Here is a 24736-nt window from a genome sequence, read left to right as displayed (position 1 = left end):
CGTCGGAGTCATCCCTATGAAAAAGATCACTATCAACGCACTCGGGTTGATACTCGTCGTGCTCGCCATCCTCTGGGCGTTCAACGTCCAGCGCCTATTTGGATTCAACCTCTACAAGGGCCAGTATCTATATGTGCTGATCGCCCTGGCCACGCTGATGGTCTTCATCAGCCAACCGCTGATACGCAGCCAGCCACGGTTGTCACTCCTAGTCGACCTGCCCCTGGCGGCCCTGGGCTGCCTGGCCGCGCTCTATATCGCCTTTGATTTCGAGACCCTGCTCGACCAGGCCAATCTCTACGACTTCCACCTCTCCGGCCAGGTGTTGTCGGTGATCGTCATCGGTGCGCTGATCGAAGGCGTGAGGCGCGCCGCCGGCCTGTCGCTGGCCATCATCATTGCCGTGTCCATCGCGCTGGCGGTGTTCTCCGCCGAACTGCCGGAAGCGCTGGCCGGACGCTCCTTCCGGCTGGACTCCTTCCTCTACAAGATGGCCTATCTGGACGGCAACATTCTCGGTGCGCCGCTGGCGACCGTCGGCAGCGTCGTCATTACCTTCGTGTTGATGGGGTCGGTGCTGTTGGCGACCGGCGGCGGCCAGTTCTTCTCCAATATCTCTGCCGCGCTGTTCGGCGGCGCTCGCGGCGGTTCGGCCAAGATCGCCGTCACCGCTTCGGGGCTGTTCGGTTCGATCTCCGGTTCGGCGGTGGCGAACGTCATCTCCACCGGCATGATTACTATCCCGATGATGCGCAAGGCCGGCTACAAGGGCGAGACGGCCGCCGGGCTCGAAGCCGTGGCCTCCACCGGTGGCCAGCTGGTGCCGCCGGTTATGGGTGCGGCGGCCTTCCTGATGGCCGTGACCGTCCAGGTCGAATACTCGGCGGTGGTGATCGCGGCCCTGGTCCCGGCCTTCCTGTACTACCTGGCGCTGTTCCTGCAGATTGACCTGATCGCCGGCCGCGACGGTATCCGCGGCCTGCCCCCGGAGGAGCGTCCCAACGGCCGCGAGGAACTGCGCTACGGTTGGCTCTTCATCATGCCGTTCGTGGTCCTGATTGCCGGCCTGTTCGTCTTTGCCTGGCGTCCGGAATACGCCGCCCTGGTCTCGACCGGCGCGCTGATCGTCGCGCTCTATGTGTTCGGCGTCAAAGGCAAGCGCCCCGGGTTGAAAACCTGGTTCGAGGCCATCCGCGATACCGGCGCTGCCGCCGTCGGCATCATCCTGATTGCCGCCGGTGCCGGCATCGTCATCGGCGCCCTCAATACCTCCGGCATTCTGTTCAAGATCACCGAGGCCATCATCGATATCGGCGACGGCAACCTGATCCTGCTGCTGTTGCTGGCCGCCATGATCTGCATCGTGCTGGGCATGGGCATGCCAACCGTCGGCGTATACGCGCTGCTATCGACGCTGGTCGCGGCGCCGCTGGTCGAACTGGGCATCGACAAGATGGCCGCGCACCTGTTCGTGCTCTACTTCGGCATGATGTCGCTGATTACGCCACCGGTGGCCATCGCCTCCTTCGCCGCCGCGAGCCTGGCCCAGACGCCGGCGATGCGCACCGGTTTCGAGGCGACCCGGCTGGCCTGGTCCGCCTACGTGATCCCGTTCGTCTTCGTCGTCAACCCGGCGCTGATATTCAACGGCAGTGCCGCCGATATCGCCCTTGCCGTGGTGCGGGCCACCATCGGCGTCTGGCTGGTCACGGCGTGCATCGTCGGTTACCTCGGCAAGCCGCTTGGCCTGACACGCCGTCTCGCCTATCTGCTGCTCGGCGCCCTGCTGCTGCTGCCCAAGGCCGCCTATCCCGAGTCGATTGCGCTCACCAGCGCGCTGTTCACGCTGGCGCTGGGTGCCGCTGTACTGGCCGCCGAACACTTAGTACTGAATAAAAAACAGGTAGCGCTGTGATGACCGAGAAACGCACCAACTTCATCCTCTTCATGACCGACCAGCACCGCGCCGACTACCTGGGCTGCTACGGCCATCCGGTGTTGCGTACGCCGCATATCGACAGCCTGGCGGCGGCCGGTACCCTGTTCGAGGAGTTCCACGTCGCCAGCCCTGTGTGCATGCCGAACCGTGCCAGCCTGATGACCGGTCGCATGCCGTCGGTGCACGGCGTTCGTGCCAACGGCACGCCGCTGCCGACCGACAACGTCACCTTCGTCGAGCTGCTGCGCGAAGCCGGCTACGCGACGGCGCTGGTCGGCAAGAGTCACCTGCAAAACTTTATGGGTACCCCGTCGGTACTCGAGCAACAGGCGCCGCCTGCCGATTATCACCAGCCTCCGGAACCGCTGTCCCAGGCGGTGCGGGACCACCTGAAAGCACCCTGCTACCGCAATGAGGAGCCGGATTTCTGGTCCCGCGCCGATGCCCGCGTGCAGACGCCCTTCTATGGTTTCGAGCATGTGGACCTGGTTACCGGGCACGGCGACGCCCTCGGCGGCGATTTCAAGCGCTGGCTGCTGCAGCGCGAGCCTGACGCCGCCCGCCTGCTCGGCGCGGACAATCAGTTGCCGCACGACTACCAGTGCCCCCAAGCGGTGCGAACTGCATTGCCGGAGGAGCTCTATTCCACGACCTTTATCGCGGAGCGGGCCGAGGCTTGGCTACAGAACCGGAAGGACAGTGAAGACCCCTTCTTCCTGATGGTGTCCTTCCCGGATCCGCATCATCCGTTCAACCCGCCGGGCAAGTACTGGGATATGTACAGCCCCGAGGAAATGCCGGTACCGGAGGCCTTCCGACGTGACGACTGGGAGGTCCCGCCCCACGTTCAGGCACTCTACGAGGCACGTCAGAACGGTCGCGCGGCGCTGCACGGCATGAACAGCATCGGCATCAGTCTCGACGAAGCGCTCGAAGCCCGGGCACTGACCTGCGGCATGATCAGCCTGATCGATGACGCCGTCGGCCGGGTCCTAGCCGCGCTCGACGCCTCCGGCGAGCGTGACAACACGGTGTTGCTGTTCACCTCGGACCACGGCGACCACCTCGGCGATCACCGGCTACTACTCAAGGGTGCCGAACAGTACCGCGACATCACCCGGGTGCCCTTCATCTGGTGCGACCCGGCCAGCAGCGCGCGCGGCCAGCGTCTCAGGACGCTGGGCTCGACCCTCGACATTCCGGCCACCATCCTCGACCGCGCCCGCATCAGCCCCTTCGCCGGTATGCAGGGCCGCTCGATGCTGCCGGTGATAGCCGACGACAACACCAACGAACGTGATATCGTCTTCATACAGTACGATCACCAGCGTACCCACCCGGGGCTGTCCGGCCCACCGCGCGTGCATTCGATCTTCGATGGCCGCTGGCGCCTCAGCCTGTTCCATGGCGTCGAGTGGGGCGAACTGTACGATCTGGAAGCGGATCCGGGCGAGTTCGTCAACCGTTGGAACGACCCAGCCGCAGTGAAGGAGAAACACCGCCTGATCGAGCGCCTGGCACGGGCCGAAATCGAGCACGTCGATCGAACCCCTCTGCCGACCAGCCTGGCGTGAGCATGGTGAAGGGGTACGGTGCCTGTTTTCGTTCTGTCATTGCGCCACTGATTTCATCGAACCGCCTCCGGTATTGCCGTCTAAAATCAAAGTTGAATGCGTTGTGAACGGCGGAACGAAATTCTTCAGAATGCTGGCGGAGGTCAGTTGGCTGCTTCGACACAGGAAAGTCGTCTCCTATGAGACGCTACGACAGGCGTACGGCCTCGATGAGGCTGGGCTCGAAGCGCTGCGGATAGAACTCATAGAAGTAGAACGGCTAGCAGCCGATTTGGATGGCCACTTTCTGGCCTTGTCGGATGACGGCTCGACGACAGTCGCTATGACCGAGAGCCGCCCGCCGGTACTTGGCCAGGCACTGCTGCGGATAGGTGGACCCGACGCCGCCTCGGTGCCGGTGGTCGAGCGGTCAATGCGGCGGCGGCCGAACAGGCCGCTCCGGGGGGCAGCTCAAGTTGCAAACCGGCCCACTATCCGACGCCTAGCGACTCCACTTGACAGTAATGTTCTGCATCTGCGACTTGGTCGGCTCAACCGAACTCTCGACTCTGCTCGACCCCGAAGACCTGTAGGACATCATCCGCGCCTATCAGGAAACCGCCACGCCCGAGGATCAGGCGGCGCAGGCCAAAGCTTGGAAGGCCGCCACCGCCTACGCCGCCTTGCTACACGATATGGGCAAGCTCGCTGTCGACCTGCACGTCGAATATGCCGACGTTACCCGCTGGCCCCCTGGCACGGTCTGCTGCAACAACCCTATCGATTCCGCTAGCGCGATGACCGGATATACCGCCTGCACAATGCAACCACCGGCCTGCTCTACCACCAGCTACTCGATCGGAACATTCTCGACTGGCTCAGTGACTACCCGGCATTCTGGTCGGCCCCTACTGACCAGCATCGCCCAGAAGCCAGACGAAAATCGGTACCGAGCAGAGTATTGCGGACACGTATGGAAGTATCAGAAACAGGGTAAGTCGTGTCCTTATAGCGTAGCCTTCAGCGGCAGCGGACGGCACACAACGGCTCCGCAGTAGCAAGTCTAATCCTCTCTACAACACGGGCCACAATGGCACCTGTGGCCGGTCTATCCGACCCGGCTGCTACGCTGGACGGTCCCCGCACGGGGATCCGTATGCAGGTGTATACGACCGAGCCGGGACTGCACTTATACGACGGGCAGCATATTTGCGTCCCCTCGAAACGCAGGAACAGTGGCCTCGCCTATGGCGCCTTTGCCGGCATCGCGCTGGATACGCCCAAGAACTCCGGCTTATCAGAGCGCAACCGCAGACGGCTGGCAAATGACTATTTCGCGCACAAGCATGCGAAACAGTCAGGGGCCGACAGCAAAGCCGATCTCGCCACCGTCGAAAATCTTCTTGGCGCTTGTCACCTTTTGCCGCCTGCCTGCATCTAGGGGTTGAACGAAGCGTTACACCCAGCAGGAGAGGAACCATGAAAACAGTCGAGACCAACCTCAACACGCAACGTCGCGGCCTTCTTGTCCGGGGCGCCGGCCTGACTTTGTCGGCGGCAGCCGTCGCCATGTTGGCCGGGTGCAGCCCGAGCCGGGCCCGCGCCGGTACCGGCGACTATAGTGATGGCAGCAGGACGCAGGACCTCAACATCCTGAATACCGCTCTCAGGGCCGAATTCGAGGCGGTGGCCGCCTACCAGCTCGGGGCCGACAGTGGCTTGCTGACCCGGGCCATGCTGCCGGTCGCGGTGCAGTTCCAGGGCCACCACCGTGAACATGCCGAACTGCTGAGCCAGACCATCCGCACACTCGGCGGCGAGGCGGCCGAACCGCAGGCGCAGTACCGATTCCCGGTCGAAACGCTCGATAGCGAGCAAGACGTGCTGACCTTCGCCGCCGGACTCGAACGCGGCGCCGTGAGCGCCTATGCCGGGGCCATCCCGCTGTTTGCGAATTCGGACCTGGCGGGCGCCGCGGCCAGCATCCTGGCGGATGAGGCCATGCACTGGGCGGTGCTGCGACATAGCCTCGGACTGGACCCGGTGCCCGGCGCCTTCTTTTCCTGAGGGGCGGCCATGATGCTTTTGCTTCGGCAGGCCGTGCTGCCTCTGGTCATATTCGCCGGCCCGCTCTGGGCCGGCGGGCTGACGCCGTCCGAACGGCAGGCGGGCGCCAAGCTGTATCAGCGCTGTCAGGGCTGCCACGCCCTCGCTTACGATCGCACAGGCCCTCGGCACTGCGGGCTGTTCGGTAGACGCGCCGGCAGCCTCGAGGGGTACGGGTACTCGCTGGCCATGCGCGATGCGAACATCGTCTGGAGCCGCCAGACGCTGGACCGCTTTCTCGCTGGCCCGCTCGAGATGATTCCCGGCACGACCATGGGATACGCCGGCATCGCCGAGCCTTCGCAACGGACCTTGCTGATCGGATATCTCGAATGGGCCTCGACCTCGGCAACCCTGTGCCCGAATCAGTGAGCCGGACAGGAGTCAAAATGAACGGAACGACACCGACCGACGCGAATATCGCACCACCCGTCCCGGATTGGGTACTGGTAGCGCGCGTGCTCGATGGCGAGCGCGGCGCGTTCGAAGGGATCATGCGCCGCTACAACCAGCGCATCTACCGCCTGGTACGCAGCATTCTGCGCCAGGAACAGGACGTGCTGGACACGATGCAGGACGCCTACATCAAGGGCTTTCGCCGGCTGGATCAATTCAAGGGGCCCGACGGCCTCGGTGCCTGGCTCTGCAGTATCGCCAGGAACGAAGCGCTGGCGCGTCTGCGCAAGACCCAGCCCGTCGCGACACAGGAGTATATCGACATGGGCGAGCAGCCCAACCACTACCAGGTTTTTTGCAGCCCCTCGACCAGGCTTCGCAGCTGCAACTGCGCGCTCTGCTCGAACGGGCCGTCGATCAGCTGCCGTTGATCTACAGGGAAGTGTTCATGATGCGGGCTGTCCAGCAGTTGGATACCCGGGATACGGCCCGCATGCTCGGCATAGACGAACAGCTGGTCAAGACCCGATACCTCAGGGGAAAACGCCTGCTGCGGACCCTGGTCGACGTCCATATAGAGGGGGCCGGCCTGCATCTGCACGAGTTCGCCGGCCGGCGCTGCGACGCAATGGTATCCCGAGTCCTGAACCGCCTCGCTGAGGACGAACCCGGGACGCCGGGCAGTTAGGCCCCGAAGGCGTGTTCGGATGGCCCGCCTCATCCCGGCCCGGCGTCCGCGAGGGTGAAAAGCTCCTGTGAGCCCTCCACACCGCGAAGCCTGTGACGCCCCAGCGACCGCAGCGGCTGCCGGCAGCTACCCGCGAACGCCTGCGACAGCAGGATGCGCTGCCCCAGTTGCCGGCACATCCCCTCCAGGCGCGAAGCCTCGTTGGCCGCCGCGCCGATAACGGTGAAGTCCAGGCGTCGCGCGGTGCCGATATTGCCGTAGGTGAATTCGCCCCGGTGCAGCGCGATGCCGTAGCCAACCGCGGGGTCGCCCATGGCCCGCCGCTGCCGATTGAGCGCCGCCATCCGGGTTCGGGCATCACTGACCGCGGTCAGCGCCCGCTCGGCGGCGGCGGGGCAAGGCTCGTTCGGGTCTTCGATCGGGAATATCGCAACCACCGCGTCCCCGACGAATTTCAGTACTTCGCCCCCTGCTCCATGACCGCGCCGGCCATGCAGTCGAAGAAGGCGTTCAACAGCTCCAGATAACGTACCCGGGGCATCGATTCGCTGATCGAGGTCGAGTCCCGCAGATCGGAAAACCAGACCACGGCATGGATGTCTTCGCTGTCGCCACGCCTGATCAGCCCCCGAGCACGCGCGGACCGGTGTAGCCGCCGAGGTAGGTCTCCAGCAACACCTGGGCGGTGCGCTTGAGCGCCTGAACCTCGAACAGCCTCGACAGCAGCGGCAGGATCTCATGGATATGGCCGAGTTCGCTGGTGGTGAAACCGCCACGACGGTCCGACACCAGGGTAATGATATTGATCTGACCGTCGGAGAACAGCAGCGGCATTGCCACATAATCCGTGGCACCGGAGTCGCGCAATTCCCGCAGCACTGGAAAGTCGAGCTGACAATCCTCGCCCTCGAGCCGGCGCCTCACGCCGCCCACGCCCTGCAGTATCGGGGCGTAGGGGCTATCCAGATACTCCGACCGCAGCAGCAGATCGTGGGACTGCTGGATCTCGCGGACGCCTGCCCGATCCCGCTGCCACTGGTAGCTGACCGCGAACAGCTGCGGATGCAGTGTCCTGATCAGCAGGCCGAACCGCTGCAGCGGCAACTTCCCGTCGACCAGCCGGCCGGCGAAGGACTCGACGAGCTGGCCCGCTTCGTACGCCTGCCAGGCATCGCGCAGCAGCCAGCCCAGGTAGGGATTGGCCGTACGGTCCGAAACGGCCGGTTCGGCCTGGCGCTGGCCATTCCGGTACCAGGCATCCATGCGTCCCCAGTAAAAGGCGACGTAGTTCCTGACCTGCGCCGCTTCGTCATAAGGGTCCTCATAGCTCCATACAGCGTTTTCGGCGCACTTTCCGGCGACCTCGAGGGTCCAGTAACTGGCGTTGCCCTTGAACGGGCAGTGAGTATGGTGCTCCGACGGCCGCAGCCAGTCCATACGGACATCTTCGCGCGGGAAATAGTAGGTCGCAGGCAGGCCGGTTTCCCGCAGCACCATCACCCGGCTGCTGTCGGCGACGAGCCGACCATTGAATTCGACGCTGATGCGTGCGTCACAGGGTTCGAAACAGATCTGGTAGGCACCGTAGCTGCTTGCCGTCGTCATCGTTCAATCCTCCGGGCCGGTACCTGAAGATTAGTCGAACGGCGGTTGCTGTCCTCATGCACAAGCCTCTCCGGCTACCTCATAAAGTTCCTGCGAAGCCCCGCATGAAGCTGAGCGTACCATCCGGCTTGGGATAGACGATCTGGGAGTACTCGGATGCCGGTTTCATATTTGCGTCCCCGCGAAACTCACGAACAGTGGCTTCGCCTATGGCGGCTTTGCCGACATCGCGCTGGAAGCTCAAAAGTGTCGGATGCCATGCAATACCCAGGCTTTCCGTCGATCCCGCTGGAACCGGGACAGCGGTATCGCCAGATCACCCGCTGGTATTTTTCGAAGCCGTAATCCATGTCGCTTGGCGCTGTACTTATAATCTTCAGCGCAAGAACGGCGGTGCTAATGAGGCCTCAGAGGACTTGCTGACTCAACTCGACCAGGTCGCGAACTATCAGATCGGGTTCCACCTCCCAGGGATCGAAGATCCTGGCCGGCTCCCGCTGAACCCATACAGCTTTCAAGCCCGCGCACTTCGCCCCGATAACATCCCAGGGTTTCCGGAAACCATCCAGCAGTACGACGGCGCAGAGCCGGTTCGCTCCAGCAGATACCGGTAGACCCGGGGACTGGGTTTGAAGGTACGCACATCATCGACGCTGATCACGTCATCGAGCTGCGGGAGGACGCCGTTGCGGCCCAGCAACGTGCGCACAGCCGCTTCGGGGCCGTTGGAAAAGGCGGCCAGCCTGTGCCCCTGCGCTTTCAACGCCTTCAGCCCGGGGACCGCATCCTCGAACGCATCCAGGTTGTTGAACTCCGCCAACAATTTTTGCTGATCCTCCTCGGAGAGCTCGATCCCGAACTGCTGCAAACAATAGCGCAGCGCCTGGCGGGTGCAGACGCCGAAGTCCTGGTACTGTTCCATCAGCCCCCGACGAAACGCATACTCGACTTTCTTCTCGTGCCACAGCTGGCCGAACTGTTTGGCCCGGTCCCCCGCCAGGGCCTCGAGATGCCTGCCCATATCTACAGGGTCTACCAGGGTTCCGTAGACATCAAAACCAATCACTTGCGACATCGTTATGCCCTCTTGTTCGATTGTCGGGACTCCCGGCCCCTTGAACACAGACTAACGCATTTCTTGCAGGGCTTTGATGGACTCAGTTACGACCGAATCGACAAGTCGCCTCTACGCCGCCGTCCTCAGAACGGCTTAGCCTCTGTGGATCATCGCCTTCAAGGCGTCAGGCTCATCAGGGCTAAGGTCTGCAAGAACGGCTGTGCACCAATGATCATCAACCTCCGTCACCAGTTGGAGCGGCATGACTTGGTGCGGCAGATGTCAACGCCATAAATGGCAAGTTGACCAATGGGCCAGGTGACCGCAGATGGCCGTTAACAGTAGCCGGGTGTCCATTTCCTTTGAACCTCTCTCCCGTATGGAATCAAGTGACGACTTCCGAGGTCCAGTGCTGAAGCTGTTCTTGTCGCTGCGATTAATCCCGGTCAACCCTCGGGCCGCTTGGACGAAACAGCCATCGATCTCGCGGCCGCAACGACACACTCGAAACCGAGTTCGTCGTCGAAGCACTCGGCTATCCCAGGAAGGGGCTGAATACGCGGACCTCTTCGACCAGTGCAGCTGCAGCGAGCAAATATGGTGATACCATTGAGCTGACCCGCTCTGGACGGCCAATAACGAGAATCTGGATCCCGCCACATGCGCATACTGGTAGTTGAAGACGATAAGGTGCTTGGCGAAGCCATTACCCAGCGTATTCGCCGCATCGGTCATGGGGTGGACCTCGCCCAGACGGGGGCGGCCGCACAGCAATTCATCGGCATGTACGACTACGACCTGATGATTCTCGACCTGAACCTGCCGGACACGACCGGAGATACAGTTCTCGACAGTCTGCGCAAGCGGCAGATCAATACACCCGTAATGATCCTGACCGCACGCGACCAGGTGGAAGACCGGATAGCGCTGCTGGATCTCGGCGCCGACGACTACATGACCAAGCCGTTCGACTTCGGCGAGTTGTTGGCCCGCTGCCGGGCGCTGCTGCGGCGCAGCCAGGGGCAGGCGCAGGACCTGATAGAGTACGGCAATGCCTGCCTCGACAGGAAGGCCTGCACCCTGACCGTCGAGGGTCGGGCCATCGACCTGAAGCAGCGGGAATACCGGCTGCTCGAAGTCTTCATGGGACATACCGGGCAGGTGCTGAGCAAGGAGGCGCTGATGGAGCACCTTTACAGTGTCGACGAGTTCCCCAGCCCGAACGTGATCGAGATATACGTCGCCCGGTTGCGCAAATCCCTGGAGGGCAGCGATCTGAAGATTCGAACGATCAGGGGCCTCGGCTATCTGCTGGACAAGGAAAATGGCTAAGGCCAGCTCCTCCATCCGCCGCCAGTTGCTGCTGATGACGCTCTTGGTGCTGATCGTCATCAACGGTATCGTGGTCTGGACGGCCAATCTTTACGCCAACCGCGCCGCCCGTCTCTCCTACGACCGGCTGTTGCTGGGATCGGCGCTGCAGATCGCGGAAAACATCAATATCCTCGACGGCGAGGTCGTCATCGACCTGCCGCGATCCGCCTTCGAAACCCTCGCAATGGCACCACTCGACCGGGCCTTCTATGCGATCCTGGGGCCGAGCCAGGATGTATTGACGGGCTATGCGGATTTACCGGCAATCCCGTTCGGCGAACTGGACCAGACGCGGGACCAGGAGGGCCAGTTCATGCCCTTTTTCTATGACGAACGCTATGGCGGCGAAGCGGTTCGTTTCCTGGGCATGAAAAAGCAGCTGATCGACGCCGAGCGGTCTGTCGATGTTTATATCGTCGTGGGCCAGACCCTGCTGGCCCGCAATGAGCTGGCGAGGGAGACGAACTGGTTCGTGCTTCAGTTCCTGATGTTGTTTTTCGCCGTCACGCTGCTGCTGATGATATTCGGCATCTGGCGGGTCCTGCGGCCGCTGCAGTGGCTGAAGCAGGCGCTCGACGAGCGCTCGCCGCTGGACCTGAAGCCCCTGACCCTTCCCGTGCCGAAAGAGATCACCCCGTTGGTCGCCACCATCAACCAGTCGATGGCCCGGCAGAGCGATACCCTTGAGCGCCTGAAACGGTTCAGCGCCGAAGCGGCGCATCAGATCCGTACCCCCTGGCCGGCTTGAGCTCCCAGGCGCAAAACGCACTCGAGGAGAACGACGAAGCCCTGAGACGGCAACAGCTCGGGCACATAGTGGCGAGCAGTCGTCTGCTGACGGAAACGGTCAACCATATCCTGAGCCAGGCGACGCTGACGCACCGTTTCCAGAGCCAGCCGCCGAAAACCGTATCGCTGGACCGCCTGACGAAGGAGGTATGCCGTGAGGTCGTGGTACCGGCTCTGCAAAAGGGTGTGGAAATCGAGTACCTGGGCAAGGCCGAGTTCGAGACCAAAGGCGACGACTTCGCCCTCAAACAGATGATCCGGAACATCATCGAAAATGCCGTCAAGTACAGCCGCCCGCACTCGGTCGTGGAGGTATCGCTCGACGTCGAGCGCAGCAAGCCGGCGGCTGAAATCGTCCTGCAGGTCCGCGACCAGGGTGTCGGCGTCAGCGACGAAGAGAAGAAGCATATCTTCGAGCGCTTTTACCGAAGCTCCGACAATGTTCACCCCGGCACGGGGATGGGACTGGCGATTGCGAAAGAGGTCGCAGAACACCATCATGCCATCTTCAGGTTGAAGGACAACGAACCCCGGGGTCTGATCGTGGAGGTTGTATTTCCGTGCGACAGAGGAAAGCGGTCATGAGGTGGCTGCCAGCCGGTCTGGTTCTGAGTCTGGCCATTGCCGTTGTCGGGCCTGCAGTCCTTTTGGCCGATGATGACCCCGAAAACCGGTCCGACATCATCATTCATGGCGCCGTCGACGAAAGCGCGATCCGGCCGTTGCTTGAGGCGTTCGGGCATCACCGCCCCCGGATTGCCGTCCGCTACCGGGAGTTCAACAGCCTGGCGCTGTATCGCCATTTTCTCGAGCAGCCCGATGACCGCCCGGATCTGATGCTGAGCCCGGCGATGCACCTGCAGCTCAAACTCGTCAACGATGGCTACGCGCTGCGCTACCGCTCGGCGCAAACCGATCGCCTATCGAAAAGGGCCAAGTGGCGGGACGAGCTGTTCGGTTATGCGCTCGACCCCATCGTCATCGCCATCAATACGGATCTGCTGGCGGGCGATCCTCTGCCGCAGAGCCGGGATCAGCTGCTGGAGCTCATCCGCAGGAAAGATCATCTGCTGGACGAGAAGATCGGCCTGTCGGATATCGAATCCACCGGGCTCGGGTATCTGGCCTGGTCGTACGACAGCCAGCTGTCGCGCACCTACGAACGACTGCTCGAAGCCTTCGGCATTCACCATTCGAGGCTCTACCCGAACACCGCGTCGATGCTGAGAGCACTGACCAAAGGCGAGATTTTCATCGCCTACAATGCGCTGGGCTCCTATACCCGGGCATGGTCGCAACGGCATCCCTGGATCGTGCCGGTACTGCCAATGGATTACACCACCGTCGTCGTCCGCACGGCCTTCATTCCCAAATCGACCCGCAACCCTGCCGCCGCCCAGGCGTTTCTCGATTTCCTGCTGTCCGAGGCGGGGCAGCAGGCCCTTGCCGAGCGCTCCAGCCTGATCCCCATCGGCACCGGCCTCGACGGCGAGGACACTATTCTGCAATCGGCCCACAGCCTGTTGAAGCCGATCCCCCTGGGCCTCGAACTGTTGCTGCAAACCGATGCCGCCAAACGGCAGCTGCTGTTCGACGAGTGGCGCAGCGCCATGCCCCATCTGGCAAAGTAAACCCCGCCCCCTCCGATATCGCAGACCCATGACAGGTTCATGAAAGGTTGGCGCCCTATACTGGCCCCCGAGTCAAATACAACCATAAAAGCCAAAAGCGATATCCAGGAGAACAAGATGTATAAGCGTCTACTCTGTATCACCGCACTGACCACCTCGATGCTGGCCGGCTCGGCCCTGGCCGCCGAGCGCGTGTCGATCGGGACCGGCGGCACCGGTGGCCTCTTCTATGTCATCGGCGCCGGCATTTCCGAGGTCCTCAACAAGCACATGCCCGACACCACCGCCCGGGCCGAAGTGACGGGGGCATCGGTGGAAAACAACCACCGTGTCGCCTCGGGACAGATGACCCTCGGCCTGTCCTCGTCGTCGACGCTGTACGAAGCCAAGCATGGCGAGGGGCCGTTCAACGTCAGCGGCGTCCTGGATGTGGCCGCGATCGCCTATCTCTACCCGGCCGTGCTGCAGGTCGCGACCATCGACGGCGAAGGCATCGATTCCTTCGACGACCTCAAGGGCAAGCGCGTCAGCATGGGGCCTCCGGGGAGCAACGCCGCGGTTCTGGCGACCCGCCTGTTCGAGGAGCACGGCGTCTTCGCCGACATCACGCCGCGTTTCCTCTCCTATACCGAGGGCGTACAGGCACTGGTGAGCGGGCAGGTCGACGCCACTGTGGTACTGGCTGGGGCCCCCACCGCCGCACTGATCGATCTGGATTCCCAGAAGGACATGAAGCTGCTGTCGGCCGATCCCGGGAAGCTGGAGGCACTCACCGAAAAATACCCGTTCTATCAATCCTATTCGCTGCCGGCGGGCACCTACCCGGACGTGACCGAACCCGTACTGGTCGTCAACGACCCGGCGATCCTGTTCACCAGTGGCAAAGAAGATCAGACCAAAATCTACAACATCACCAAGTCCATCTTCGAGCACCTCGACGAGCTGGGCGCGGTACACCCCAGGCCGCCAAGATCTCGCTCGAAGCCGCACCGTCGACGCCCGTCCCGCTGCACCCCGGTGCTGACAAGTACTTCGCTGAAGCGAAAGGTCAGTAGGAGCCAGCATGAAGCAGACGACCTTGAAAAGTCTGCTTCTTACGTCCCCCAGACGGGACCTAAGGAGCAGATAATCGTATCGGGCATCTATGCCTGTGCCGCTGTCGCTATTGCGGCACTGGTACTCTATGGCGCTTACTACGGTGGAATAACGGCGCTGATACTCAGATCGCTGTTCTTTTCGCTGGTGTCTGGCGCCGCCCTGGCCTACTTCGCGATCGCCCGGAAAAGCATCGTGACAAGGACCGTCCTCTACTGCCTGTCGATTATCGCGCTCGTTCCGGGTCCCTATCTCTGGCACTCCTATCTCGATATCCTGATGCGCGGAGCGATGTCCGTTCCGACGGATATCTGGGTCTTTGCCGCCCTGATGGTGATCGCCTTCGTCTTCGTCTGGCTCGCAGTCGGCAGGGCACTCATCGTGATGATGTCGCTTGCGCTGCTGTACGCCTACTACGGCTACCTTATCCCCGGCGAGTATGGCCACGGCGGCTATGACTTCTCCCGCCTGACCTCGACACTGCTGCTCTCGACGGAGGGCGTCTACGGCACGCCGATGGGCGTTGCGGTATCGTACATCTTTCTGTTCGGACTTTTCGGCGCGCTGCTGACCCGAATCGGCACCGGCGAGGTGTTCGTCGACATAGCACGGGGTCTCACCGGCCGCGTCCAGGGCGGGCCCGGCCTCTCAGCCGCACTTTCCAGCGCCCTGCTCGGGTCGCTGAACGGCAGCGCCGTAGCCAATGTGGTGACCACCGGCACCTTCACCATCCCGCTGATGAAAAAAGTCGGCTACAGCGCCAAACTCGCCGGCGCGATCGAAGCCGCGGCCTCGTCCGCGGGCCAGATCATGCCACCGGTGATGGGCGCCGCCGCCTTCCTGATGGCGGAGATCATCGGCATTCCCTATGCTGAGGTCGCACTCGCCGCGCTGGTGCCGGCGCTGCTGTACGTGCTGGCACTGATGATCTCGGTGCGGCTCGAAGCCGGCCGGCTGGGACTCGAGCGGGATAGCGAGGCCGGCCTGAAGCTGCTGGCCGCGACCTTGCGCACGCGGGGCTATCTGCTGCTGCCCCTGGTCGTGCTGATCGGCCTGATGATGGCCGGTCACTCGCCGACCCAGGCCGCAGTGGTCGGGCTCGTCGCCGGCCTGCTGATCAGTCCCTGGAAGGCGGCGACCCGGATCAATCTCGTCGACCTCGTCGCGGCGTGCAAGGACACCCTTACGGCGACGATGCCCATCGTCGCGGCCGTGGCATCCGCCGGCGTGATCATCGGCGTCCTGAACCTGACCGGCATGGGGCTGATGGTCTCCGGCCTGATCATCGAAGTCGGGGGCGGCAACCTCTGGGCGATACTGCTGCTCACCGCCCTGGCCTCCTTCATCCTGGGCATGGGACTGCCGACCTCCGCCGCTTACCTGCTGCTGGCCGTCCTGGTGGCACCGGCGATGACACAGCTGGGCATGGCGCCGATCTCCGCCCACATGTTCATATTCTACTTCGGCCTGGTGTCGGCGATCACGCCGCCGGTCGCGCTGGCCGCCTATGCGGCGGCGACGATATCCGGCGCACGGCCGAACGAAACGGCCGTAGAGTCGATGCGGCTCGGTTTCGTGAAGCTGCTGGTGCCCTTCCTGTTCGTCACCATGCCCGGCATCCTGTTGATCGGTAGCGCCCTGAACATCGTCCTGGCGATCGTGCTGGCGACGCTGGCAACCATATCGATGAGTATCGGCTTCGCCGGTTGGCTGCGGGACAACCTCTCCGCCGTCACCCGGTTGCTGTTCGTGATCGCCGCAGTCCTGATCGCCTGGCCGGAAACGGTATCGAATACCTCGCCGCTGGTGCTGGGCGCGCGCGCGACCGGTCTGCTGATCCTGATCGCGCTCTGTATCAGGATATTCGGCCGGCGAAGCCTGCTGGGCAGCCCGAAACTGTTGTGAAAGGTACCGCCGGGACGACAGCTGTCAGCTGTCGTCCCGGCGGCATGGCCATGGCACGATCAGGTCGGCGCTGGTGACTATGAGGGGGCTCACTTTCTGCATCTGAAGAGTTGTGGCCTAAGCCGAGGCAGCAACTCTCGTGCCACTGGCTTTGCCTGAGTATTGAGCGTGTGGTAGATGTCCATCGATGCTAAGCCGGCTGGTAAGCGGTCGCGCGCGCCCGAAGGACCGCCTTTCTGTCAGCCTTCGTCACTTTACCGTGGATTTTGGCGACCGAAACAGCAAGTTGGCCATTCGGACGGATGACCGCAAATGGCCGTTCGGTTGCTGTCGTATCTGAACCTCCAAATGCTCACCTGCCCCACAAGTACAAGCGAAATACATTCCACAGGACATCCGGACTTTGGCTTCCGAGCCCCTACGGAAAGCACTGAGCGGCCGCCGGAACGACACATCAATGGCGTGCCGCAATTTAGGAAGCGGGATAAACTGCTGTACAGGCCACTGTGTGCGAGGTCCTTGGCAATTGCCGCCAAACACACATCTCCGGCGCCTTCGTGAAGGAAGAAATAAAGAACTTCGAGAAGCTCTACTTCTCTCCCGGCAATCTTGGCTTCCCAACCTTTACGATCAAGCGAGGCGAGGTAGGCGTCCAGATCCCCTACGACCGGCAATTTCCCTAGGCCTGCCGTTGCCTCGCGTTCTTCGACGCGGCGATGTTCAACGTGACGGCCGCAGGCGCATATGACAAGCTGTGGCGGTCCGACTCCTGGGAACTGCTGTTCAGGGCCCGAACCTTTGAGTACGGCATTTACGTCGTCAGCGTCAACAAGGTAAGCCTTAAGTACGGTCATGATTATTTTGAGTGAAGCTATATCGCGAGCCCTCTGGAGGGTGAGATCTTAGCGAAAACAGGAGACCATGGCGGAGGCGAATTGCTGATCGAGCGACTTGATCTCTCGGAGACCACGGAAGCCGGCAAGCGTCTCCCGGCCTTTCGCGACCTCCGGGTCGACCAATACCGCAACATTTACAGCGGCGTCGAGTGGTAGGTCTGGCCGGCGCCGATTGCCCGCTCCGCGTAGCAGCGAATGCCGGGCGACCAACCTTTGCTTGATGATTTCCGCTATCCCATCCACCAGCCCCCGTTGACGTGAATCGTCTGCCCGGTCGTATAGCGGCCCTGGGGGCCGCAAAGAAGGGCCACAGCCTCAGCCACCTCTTCCGGCGTGCCGGCCCTGCCCAATGGGGTTGGGCGCGCCAGGAAATGGGACGGGATATAGTCCCGTTCGGTCCCGATATTTCCCGGCGAAACGCTGTTGACGGTTATGCCCCGCGGCGCCAGTTCTGCGGCCAAGCTGCGCGTCAGGCCGCCCAGGCCAGCCTTGGCTGCAGCCACGTGCGCGCGTTGCGCGATGCCTGCATAGGCTGCCACGCCCGTGATGTTGACGATCGTCCCCTGGCCGTGACGGTCCAGGTGAGGCTCGCAGGCTCGCGAGCACAAGAACGCACCGTCGAGAATGCTGGCCGTTACCTTCCGCCAGGCGTCGAAACTGATCTCCCCGATGGGTGCGTCGCCACGTACCGCAGCGTTGTTGACCAGAATGTCAAGCCGCCCGAAGTTCTCGAGCGTAAAAGCCACCATCTCCTCCACCTCATCCTCTCTGGTAACATCGGCAAGGTAGGCCAGTGCCCTCCCGCCGCTATCTCGGATCGCGGCGGCCACCGCCTCCGCTTGAGCCTGCGATCGGCGTGCGTTAATGACGACAGCGACGCCAGCGCAAGCGAGACGGATGGCGATGCTCCGACCGATGTTCCGAGCGCTGCCGGTAACGATGGCCACCGCACCATCAAGACTGCCGCAATGTTCTGTCATCAAGTATTACTCCCATACCGATCCAATCGCCACCGAGCTTCGATAGTGTTCGCGCGGCTATTTGGTTGTTTCGCGTTTGCCTGGCATTGACACCGGGAAACCTGTAGATGCCTAGGCTCATACAGCGGCAAGGAAGTACTGCGGGCCTCTCACTACGCTGACAAAGCCGGCGATACCTCCCAGGACGAGCTACGCCAGGGCACAACTACGACGGACTGACGAGGCAAGTGAGCATCCATGTCACCTTCTCGGCGGTCCACCGAGAGAGGTGGTTGTGGCCATGGAGCTCGACATGAATCCGGTACTTAACATCACTCCGCACGTGCGCTCCACAAATGGGCCCAGATACTGAAGTGCCCAAAAGCCACAGGGGAAGATCAAGGCGGGCAGCCCCAGATAGTTTATAGCTAGTCGTGACATAGCCCCTGTAACACCAAATCACGGGCCACTAACCTGCCAGCACACTCCTGTACCGGCAGTATGGGGCTCGAAGTTTTCACCCACTGGAGGAGCAACTAGACTCCGGAGGCGTCCATTAGCTGGACAGCTGAAGTGACCGGCTGCTGCGCCACCGTTTAATCAGCGGCGCGACCAGCACCAGCAGCGCGCAACCCAGCAGACCCGCAGCAATCGGCTTGCTGACAAAAAGCTCCAGTCGTCCCCCGACATCAGCATCGCCCGGCGAAAGTTCGACTCCATCAGGTAACCCAGCACCAGCGCCAGCACCACCGGCGCCGGATGTACCCCGACCTTGCGCAGCAAATACCCTGCCACGCCGAAGAACGCCGTGACCGCCACCGTGAACACATCGTTGGTCGAAGCATAGGCCCCCAGCAGACAGATGCCCGCCACCACCGAGGCCACGATGCCCTTGGGCACCAGCGTCACCCGCACCCAGACCCGCACCCCCATCAGTCCCAGTGCCAGCATGATCGGCAGCCCCAGCAGCAGCGAGACGAAGATCGAATAGGGAATTTCCGGATGGTTCTGGAACAGCAACGGCCCCGGTTCCAGCCCCTGGATCGAGAGACCGCCGATCAGCACCGCGGCACTCGCCGACCCCGGAATCCCCAGCGCCAGCAGCGGCGCCAGTGCGCCCGATACCGAGGCGTTGTTTGCCGCTTCCGAGGCCACCACACCTTCGGGGTTACCCTGACCGAAGCTCTCCGGCGTCCGGGACGAACGTTTCGCCATGCCATAGCTCACCAGCGAGGCCACCGAGGAGCCGGCCCCTGGTATCACCCCCACGACATAGCCGATGCAGGAGCTGCGCAGCAGCGTGCGACCATAGCCCCCCAGCGTTCTGAGTGCACCTTCCAGCCGCGGCACCGACTTGATCGGGACCGGCCGGTCCTCGCTCTCTTCCAGCATATAAAACACTTCCGACAACGCGAACAGTCCGATCAGCGCCGCCAGAAACGGAATCCCTTCCAGCAACCCCTCGTGGAACACGAAGCGCCCTTCACCGCTGACCGGATCGATGCCGATGGTCACCACCAGCAGGCCGAACAGCAGCCCCACCAGCGCCTTGAGCACCGGTCCGGAACTCAGGACGCTCACCAGGCTCAACCCCAGCACGGCCAGCGCGAAATATTCGGCCGGGCCAAAAGCCAGCGCCACATCGGCCATCAGTTGAGCCGTCAGGATCAGCAGCAGCACGCTGATCAGGGCCCCCGCACCGGAACTCAGGATCGACAGTGCCAGAGCCTTGCCGGCCTCGCCCCGCTGTCGCATCGGGTGGCCGTCGAAGGCGGTGACCGCCGCAGCCGGCTGCCCCGGGGCATTGACCAGGATCGCGGGAATGCCGCCGGCATAGTCCGCCGCCATATAGATGGCCACCAGCATGACGATGGCCGGAATCGGATCCATGCCGAAGGTAAAGGGAATCAGCAGCGCCATGCCGATACTCGAGGTCAGCCCCGGCAGCGCACCGACGAAATACCCGAGCAGCACCCCGACGGCCAACGCCCAGAGCACATCCAGGGATGACACCGCCGCGAAAGCAGCGAGAAGGCCTTCAATCATAGCTATATCCGCCTGTGTGGGAGGTTAATGGGGAAGCGGTGTGCCGAGCAGCATCTCGAAGACCAGCTTCGAAAACAGCAGGAAGCCACCGACCACCCCGATCAGCGGCAACGGCCGGCGCACGTTGGCGGCCCAGGCAAAGGGCACGAGCCAGACGGCCATCGTCGGGTAATAGCCAAACGCGGGCATGGCGAACGGGAAGACACCGATCAGAACAATGGCGGCGACGATGGCAACCGGCCGGCGCACTTCGATGCGTTCGGTCGGGCGCCGGCCCAGCAGCTGTCTCAGCACAGTGCCGAACCACGCCAGCGCTGCCAGCAGCAGCAGTGCGCCGATCCCCGTCGGAAAGGTAGCTGGACCGATCGCGCCAATACTGCCGCTGAGCGATTGCGCGCCGACCAGGAACCAGATCGCCAGTGCCATCAAGGCCAGGGCACTTACAATCTCACCCCAAGAGGAAGAGAACTGCATCAAGCGGCAGGCTGATGGAGACTCAACGGATTCACAGTCTTCTGTTTCTGTCTGATATTGCAGGTACATATTGTCGGCTCCTCGATCTAATTATTGTTAATCTTCGAGCATATCCGGCATCGAGTACCACCAGGCCGAGGTCAGCGTTGCAAGCAGATCCTCAAATGGATCTGCTTGCAACGCTAAATGCCGGCACCCGACCCGGTGACGACCGGACTTACTTTTTCAGGCCGAGCTCTTCAAGCCACTGGTTTGTCGCCTTTCCTTGCTTCTGAGCGAAAAGAGTAAACTGATCGGGCGTCATGAAGCCGTAGTTCATCTGGGCGCTGGTGAGGTAACTCTTGAACTCTGGCGTCTCCATAACCTGCTTGACATCGGCCGCCAGCTTCTGCTGCAGTTCCTGCGGCATGCCTTTTGGCGCAATAAGACCACGGAACTGTTGCCAAGAGGTATCGACGTCATATCCCGCTTCTGCGAATGTGGGCACATCGGGAAGCAGTTCGGCACGCTCATCGGCCATAATACCAAGCACCCGGATATCGTTCGAAAGAACATGCGCCCGCACCAGGCCGATGTTAGAAACCGTCACGTCGGCATGGGCGCCGAGCACAGCGGTAACTGCTCCCTTAACACTGTCGTATGGAATCCACTTGATGTCCCCGGCTTCGATGCCTGCTTCGCGGGCGAAGATTTCCCAAGCCACGTGGCCACCGGAACCGTTCGAGAAGCCGGCCACTTTCAGCTGTCCCGGGTTCTGCTTGGTATAGGCTACCAATTCTTTAAGGCTGCCGATCGGGCTGTCGGAATTGATGGCGATCACGTAGGGGTCGACAACAATACGTGCTATCCAATCCACGCTGTCGATATCGTAGCGACCGGATGATTGCTTGAAGTCACTGATATGGGAGGCCGTGACCGACCCGATTGTATAACCATCTGGCTCGGACTTGGTCAGCGCCGCCATCTGCATGGCGCTCTTACCGCCTGGACGGTTTTCCACGATCACGTTGACACCGAGCCTCTCCTGCAGTCCCGCAGCCAGCTTACGGGCCAATACGTCCGTGGAGCCTCCCGGCGATACATGCAACACATAGCGGATGTCCTCGTCAGGATATTCCGCGGCAGCCGGCCAAGCCATGACCATGCTGAGAAGGAGTGCCAAGAACAACCTTGTCGATAGCAGCTTATTGTTGTTGCGATTTTGCATCGAACTTTTCCTCTTGCCTGGTTTATTTTTCTACTCATTGATAGGCGGTGCGCCGCAGCTGTGATGCATTGCACCTGGACCTTCTACCTTCCCGCCCAGATCGAGACCGGTATTCATCGACCCCGTCCGTTGCAAGGCCCTCCAACCGCCCTTTCCGATGATTCGAAGCCCTGGCAGCCAGTGTTCGCCGGGCGCTTCTTGCTTTCTTCAAAAACGGTTGTGCCCCCATATTAGGATTGCTATATTTGAAATGCAACACCAATTATGGCAACTTAAATACAGCCGCACAGGTCGAGCGCCGCTTCAGGTTCCCCGGTACGGCCTACAAAAATCTGCGGGCGCTTTATGGGCCCGCTAGTTCAGGGAGATAACAGATGCCCATAACTTCAATAACATTGCGTCGGCTTTGCTTGCCCCTTGTCGTCCCCTATAGGCTTTCCTACCGCACCTTCAACGAATTCGAGCCGATTTTCGTCGAACTGGAAACGGAGACCGGCAACACCGGCTTTGGCGATGGACATATTTCACCGGGCTCCAGTGCCGAAACGCGTGAAGGAGGATGGAACTTCTGCCAGGAGGTCGCAAGATCGCTTCTTGGTCAAACGATTGAGCAGGCAAAGATCCTGATCGCCAGCCGCAGCCAGGAAAGCAAAGTGGCGGCGAGCGCGCTGGCAACCGCAATCGAAATGGTTGATGACAACCCACTTTTTACAGTTACGGAGGATGCAAGACTTCCGTTGCTGGTACCGATAAACAGCACAGACCTCGCTGAAATTCCAAAAGAAGTCGAGCAACTGCTCGAGCAAGGCTTTTGTACTTTCAAGATTAAGGTTGGCAAGAACGTCGATGCCGACCTGCGACGGGTCGCCGCTATTCAAAAGGCCGCCGGCGGTCGCGCGACTTTCCGAATCGACGCCAATCGCGCCTATGACAGGGAACAGGGCAGCCAATTCGCCGCGGCTCTCGACCCGACCGGCATTGAGCTATTCGAGCAGCCCTGCAACGCTGCCGACTGGGACGCCAACGCGGCCGTTGCCAGCGTTTCATCTGTTCCATTGATGCTGGATGAGCCCATCTGCAGCTTGGCCGACATCGAGCGAGCAGCACAGATAGACGGCGTTCAGTACTGCAAATTGAAACTGAAACGGTTCGGAAGCCTCGAGGGCCTGAAACAGGGGCTCGATCAGGTGCGGCAATACGGCATGGAGCCCGTTCTCGGCGACGGCCTGGGCAGTGAGGTTTCCAGCTGGATGGAGGCGTGCGTGGCCTTGCGTACGATTCGTAATGCCGGCGAATTCAACGGCTTTTTAAAACCCAAAATTCGATTATTCAATGAGCCCTTACGATTTGACAAGGGGGCGATTGCGTTGCATCGCGGATATAAGCCCACACTGGACCGTTCGATTCTGGAATCCTGCACTATCGAAAAGATCAGGATTTCCGTGCACTGATATAACCGGAGGAAAAATAATATGCCACATGAAACATTGCTGGAAAACTTGGAAAAACGACGTAAAGAAGCCCGCACCATGGGGGGACCGGAAAAGCTCGCAAAACGCAGGGAGCGCGGAAATCTTAATGCAGAAGAGCGCTTGCAGTGTCTGGTGGACGACGGCAGCTTTATCGAAACAGGTTTGCTGGGCGCATCGAGCGTTTTTTCCGAGGATCGCGAGCAAACACCGCGTGACGGAAAGATAACCGGCTTCGCCAAGATCGAGGGCCGCGATGTCGGCGTCTGCGTCAACGATTTTACGGTCAAGGGCGCCTCGACCAGCGCCACAAACTCCAAGAAGCTGGGACATATCCGGCGTACCACGACCGAAAGAGGCATGCCCTTTGTGCACATCGGGGAGTCCACCGGCGCCCGATTGCCGGACGCCATGGGCTCCAAGGGCATGGGCGCAATGCTGGGCAACGATACCACTCAGTTCCGCCGTACGCGGGAGAATCCCTGGGCAGCCGCGGCGCTCGACTTCTCCTTCGGGTCTTCGGCCTGGCTGGTGTGCTGTTCCGACTTTTCAGTGATGCGCAAAGGATCGGTCTTGTCCGTCTCCAGCCCGGGTCTCGTATCCATGGCGATCGGAGAGAAAGTAGATCCCGAAGACCTTGGCGGCTGGCGGGTCCATGCCGACCTGACAGGTCTGGTCGACCGTTTCGTCAATACCGACGAGGAGGCGATGCAGGAAATCCGCCGCTTCTTGAGTTATATGCCGAGTCACAACCAGGAGCTGCCACCAGAATACCCGGTGCCGCCCGGTTCAGGTGCGGGCCAGGAAGACATCCTGAAAATCCTGCCGGAGAAGCGCACTCAGGTTTACGATATGCGTAAAATCCTCGAGCTGATCGTCGATCAGGACAGCCTGTTTGAGCTCAAGCCTCGCTTCGGCAAACCGGCCATTGCTGCCCTGGCGCGACTGGACGGCAAGTCCGTTGGCATCATCGCCAATAACCCCTGGTGGGCGGCGGCGCGCTCTCAGCAGACGCCATCCGAAAGCTGGTGGACTTCACGGTGATGTGCGACTCCTTCAACATTCCGATCGTGCGCTTCATGGACACGCCCGGATTCGTGGTGGGTACCGAGGCCGAGCGCAAAGGTGCACCGGGCCATATCATGAACTTCATGAATGCCACCTGTCTGGTAACGGTGCCCTCGATCACGGTGCTGGTCCGCAAAGCCTACGGCCGGGCCTACGTCGCCATGGGCGGTGGCGAGCACAACGACGAGATGGTGGCCTGGCCGATGGCCGAAGTCAGCTTCATGGATCCGGTGTTCGCGACCAAGATTGTCCACGGCCTTTCGCCCGGCGACGAAGGCTTCGAGGAAGCCCTGGCCCATATCCAGAAGGATATCGAGGTCTGGGACATGGCCTCGTCATTCTCGGCACATGATGTCATCAAGCCCCAGGAGACGCGTGACTACCTGATCCGGATGCTGGATGTGCACCGTCGCCGTAAAACCAACGGTATCGGACAGCACCTGATGAAGAACTGGCCTACCAGCTACTGAGGAGCCCGA

The 24736-nt window shown here is 61.6% G+C and carries 24 protein-coding genes; 16 read left to right on the top strand and 8 right to left on the bottom strand.

The genetic code is table 11. The features are described from left to right. The first annotated feature begins 16 nt into the window (after window positions 1-16). The 8 genes from ACFQDL_RS32070 (at window position 17) to ACFQDL_RS32035 (ending at window position 6682) form a co-directional block, all read left to right on the top strand. The gene (locus tag ACFQDL_RS32070; RefSeq protein WP_379913993.1) at window positions 17-1915 is read left to right on the top strand and encodes a TRAP transporter permease; all 1899 of its coding nucleotides are present in this window, start codon (window positions 17-19) and stop codon (window positions 1913-1915) included. Then, a complete protein-coding gene (locus ACFQDL_RS32065) occupies window positions 1915-3513 on the top strand; it encodes a sulfatase family protein (RefSeq protein ID WP_379913991.1) in 1599 nt (532 codons plus the stop codon). The genes ACFQDL_RS32070 and ACFQDL_RS32065 overlap by 1 nt, the downstream gene beginning before the upstream one ends. A 575-nt stretch (window positions 3514-4088) precedes the next feature. Then, window positions 4089-4550 carry a TraI domain-containing protein gene (locus tag ACFQDL_RS33155; RefSeq protein WP_465264030.1) on the top strand — a complete coding sequence of 154 codons (462 nt, stop codon included), beginning with the start codon at window positions 4089-4091 and terminating at the stop codon, window positions 4548-4550. A 104-nt stretch (window positions 4551-4654) separates the two neighbouring features. Next, window positions 4655-4933 (top strand): hypothetical protein, encoded by a 279-nt coding sequence (locus ACFQDL_RS32055; RefSeq protein WP_379913989.1) that lies wholly within the window; start codon window positions 4655-4657, stop codon window positions 4931-4933. A gap of 38 nt (window positions 4934-4971) precedes the next feature. After that, window positions 4972-5559 carry a ferritin-like domain-containing protein gene (locus tag ACFQDL_RS32050; protein ID WP_379913987.1) on the top strand — a complete coding sequence of 196 codons (588 nt, stop codon included), beginning with the start codon at window positions 4972-4974 and terminating at the stop codon, window positions 5557-5559. 9 nt (window positions 5560-5568) lie between these two features. Then, on the top strand, window positions 5569-5970 hold the full coding sequence (locus ACFQDL_RS32045; RefSeq protein WP_379913985.1) for a c-type cytochrome: 402 nt from the start codon (window positions 5569-5571) through the stop codon (window positions 5968-5970). A 17-nt stretch (window positions 5971-5987) separates the two neighbouring features. Continuing rightward, window positions 5988-6425: a sigma-70 family RNA polymerase sigma factor gene (locus tag ACFQDL_RS32040; protein ID WP_379913983.1), complete on the top strand. Its 438-nt coding sequence runs from the start codon at window positions 5988-5990 to the stop codon at window positions 6423-6425. Between the two features lie 17 nt (window positions 6426-6442). Then, window positions 6443-6682 carry a hypothetical protein gene (locus tag ACFQDL_RS32035; protein WP_379913981.1) on the top strand — a complete coding sequence of 80 codons (240 nt, stop codon included), beginning with the start codon at window positions 6443-6445 and terminating at the stop codon, window positions 6680-6682. Between the two features lie 29 nt (window positions 6683-6711). Here the strand turns inward: ACFQDL_RS32035 and ACFQDL_RS32030 are convergent, their stop codons facing one another. From ACFQDL_RS32030 to ACFQDL_RS32015, 4 genes are all read right to left on the bottom strand, one after another. Next, entirely contained in the window at window positions 6712-7119 is a 408-nt protein-coding gene (locus tag ACFQDL_RS32030; protein WP_379913979.1) for an adenylate/guanylate cyclase domain-containing protein, read from the bottom strand. 17 nt (window positions 7120-7136) lie between these two features. After that, window positions 7137-7271 carry a hypothetical protein gene (locus ACFQDL_RS32025; RefSeq protein ID WP_379913977.1) on the bottom strand — a complete coding sequence of 45 codons (135 nt, stop codon included), beginning with the start codon at window positions 7269-7271 and terminating at the stop codon, window positions 7137-7139. A gap of 32 nt (window positions 7272-7303) precedes the next feature. After that, window positions 7304-8287 (bottom strand): DUF427 domain-containing protein, encoded by a 984-nt coding sequence (locus tag ACFQDL_RS32020; RefSeq protein ID WP_379913975.1) that lies wholly within the window; start codon window positions 8285-8287, stop codon window positions 7304-7306. Window positions 8288-8801: 514 nt separating this feature from the next. Next, window positions 8802-9410: a haloacid dehalogenase type II gene (locus ACFQDL_RS32015; protein WP_379913973.1), complete on the bottom strand. Its 609-nt coding sequence runs from the start codon at window positions 9408-9410 to the stop codon at window positions 8802-8804. Between the two features lie 594 nt (window positions 9411-10004). On the opposite strand from ACFQDL_RS32015, the gene ACFQDL_RS32010 reads away from it, so the two are divergent. From ACFQDL_RS32010 to ACFQDL_RS31990, 5 genes are all read left to right on the top strand, one after another. Then, window positions 10005-10676: a response regulator transcription factor gene (locus ACFQDL_RS32010; RefSeq protein ID WP_379913971.1), complete on the top strand. Its 672-nt coding sequence runs from the start codon at window positions 10005-10007 to the stop codon at window positions 10674-10676. Continuing rightward, a complete protein-coding gene (locus ACFQDL_RS32005; RefSeq protein WP_379913969.1) occupies window positions 10669-11466 on the top strand; it encodes a sensor histidine kinase in 798 nt (265 codons plus the stop codon). The genes ACFQDL_RS32010 and ACFQDL_RS32005 overlap by 8 nt, the downstream gene beginning before the upstream one ends. Beyond that, complete coding sequence (locus ACFQDL_RS32000; RefSeq protein WP_379913967.1) at window positions 11463-12092, top strand: sensor histidine kinase; 630 nt, start codon at window positions 11463-11465, stop codon at window positions 12090-12092. Before ACFQDL_RS32005 ends, ACFQDL_RS32000 begins: the two co-directional genes overlap by 4 nt. Continuing rightward, window positions 12089-13138, top strand: a complete 1050-nt coding sequence (locus ACFQDL_RS31995) for an ABC transporter substrate-binding protein (RefSeq protein WP_379913965.1) — start codon at window positions 12089-12091, stop codon at window positions 13136-13138. The genes ACFQDL_RS32000 and ACFQDL_RS31995 overlap by 4 nt, the downstream gene beginning before the upstream one ends. Before the next feature lie 117 nt (window positions 13139-13255). Further along, window positions 13256-16138: a TRAP transporter fused permease subunit gene (locus ACFQDL_RS31990; RefSeq protein WP_379913963.1), complete on the top strand. Its 2883-nt coding sequence runs from the start codon at window positions 13256-13258 to the stop codon at window positions 16136-16138. 1126 nt (window positions 16139-17264) lie between these two features. Here ACFQDL_RS31990 and ACFQDL_RS31985 read toward each other — a convergent pair. The 4 genes from ACFQDL_RS31985 to ACFQDL_RS31970 form a co-directional block, all read right to left on the bottom strand. Next, window positions 17265-18014, bottom strand: coding sequence for an SDR family NAD(P)-dependent oxidoreductase (locus tag ACFQDL_RS31985; RefSeq protein ID WP_379914204.1), 750 nt, complete (start codon window positions 18012-18014; stop codon window positions 17265-17267). 579 nt (window positions 18015-18593) lie between these two features. After that, the gene (locus tag ACFQDL_RS31980) at window positions 18594-20039 is read right to left on the bottom strand and encodes a tripartite tricarboxylate transporter permease (RefSeq protein WP_379913961.1); all 1446 of its coding nucleotides are present in this window, start codon (window positions 20037-20039) and stop codon (window positions 18594-18596) included. Window positions 20040-20063: 24 nt separating this feature from the next. Beyond that, window positions 20064-20582 (bottom strand): tripartite tricarboxylate transporter TctB family protein, encoded by a 519-nt coding sequence (locus tag ACFQDL_RS31975; protein ID WP_379913959.1) that lies wholly within the window; start codon window positions 20580-20582, stop codon window positions 20064-20066. 148 nt (window positions 20583-20730) lie between these two features. After that, the gene (locus ACFQDL_RS31970) at window positions 20731-21720 is read right to left on the bottom strand and encodes a Bug family tripartite tricarboxylate transporter substrate binding protein (RefSeq protein ID WP_379913957.1); all 990 of its coding nucleotides are present in this window, start codon (window positions 21718-21720) and stop codon (window positions 20731-20733) included. Between the two features lie 374 nt (window positions 21721-22094). Here ACFQDL_RS31970 and ACFQDL_RS31965 point away from each other — a divergent pair, with 374 nt between their 5' ends. From ACFQDL_RS31965 to ACFQDL_RS31955, 3 genes are read left to right on the top strand one after another with little or no spacing between them, the layout of a single operon-like run. After that, window positions 22095-23171, top strand: coding sequence for a mandelate racemase/muconate lactonizing enzyme family protein (locus tag ACFQDL_RS31965; RefSeq protein WP_379913955.1), 1077 nt, complete (start codon window positions 22095-22097; stop codon window positions 23169-23171). A gap of 21 nt (window positions 23172-23192) precedes the next feature. Continuing rightward, complete coding sequence (locus ACFQDL_RS31960; protein ID WP_379913953.1) at window positions 23193-24233, top strand: carboxyl transferase domain-containing protein; 1041 nt, start codon at window positions 23193-23195, stop codon at window positions 24231-24233. After that, entirely contained in the window at window positions 24233-24727 is a 495-nt protein-coding gene (locus ACFQDL_RS31955) for a carboxyl transferase domain-containing protein (RefSeq protein ID WP_379913951.1), read from the top strand. Before ACFQDL_RS31960 ends, ACFQDL_RS31955 begins: the two co-directional genes overlap by 1 nt. Window positions 24728-24736 lie beyond the last annotated feature (9 nt).

The sequence above is a fragment of the Marinobacterium aestuariivivens genome (assembly GCF_042661465.1).
Taxonomy (GTDB): domain Bacteria; phylum Pseudomonadota; class Gammaproteobacteria; order Pseudomonadales; family Balneatricaceae; genus Marinobacterium_A; species Marinobacterium_A aestuariivivens.
Note: the sequence above shows the minus strand (reverse complement) of the source record. Positions and strands in the feature narration are given on the sequence as shown.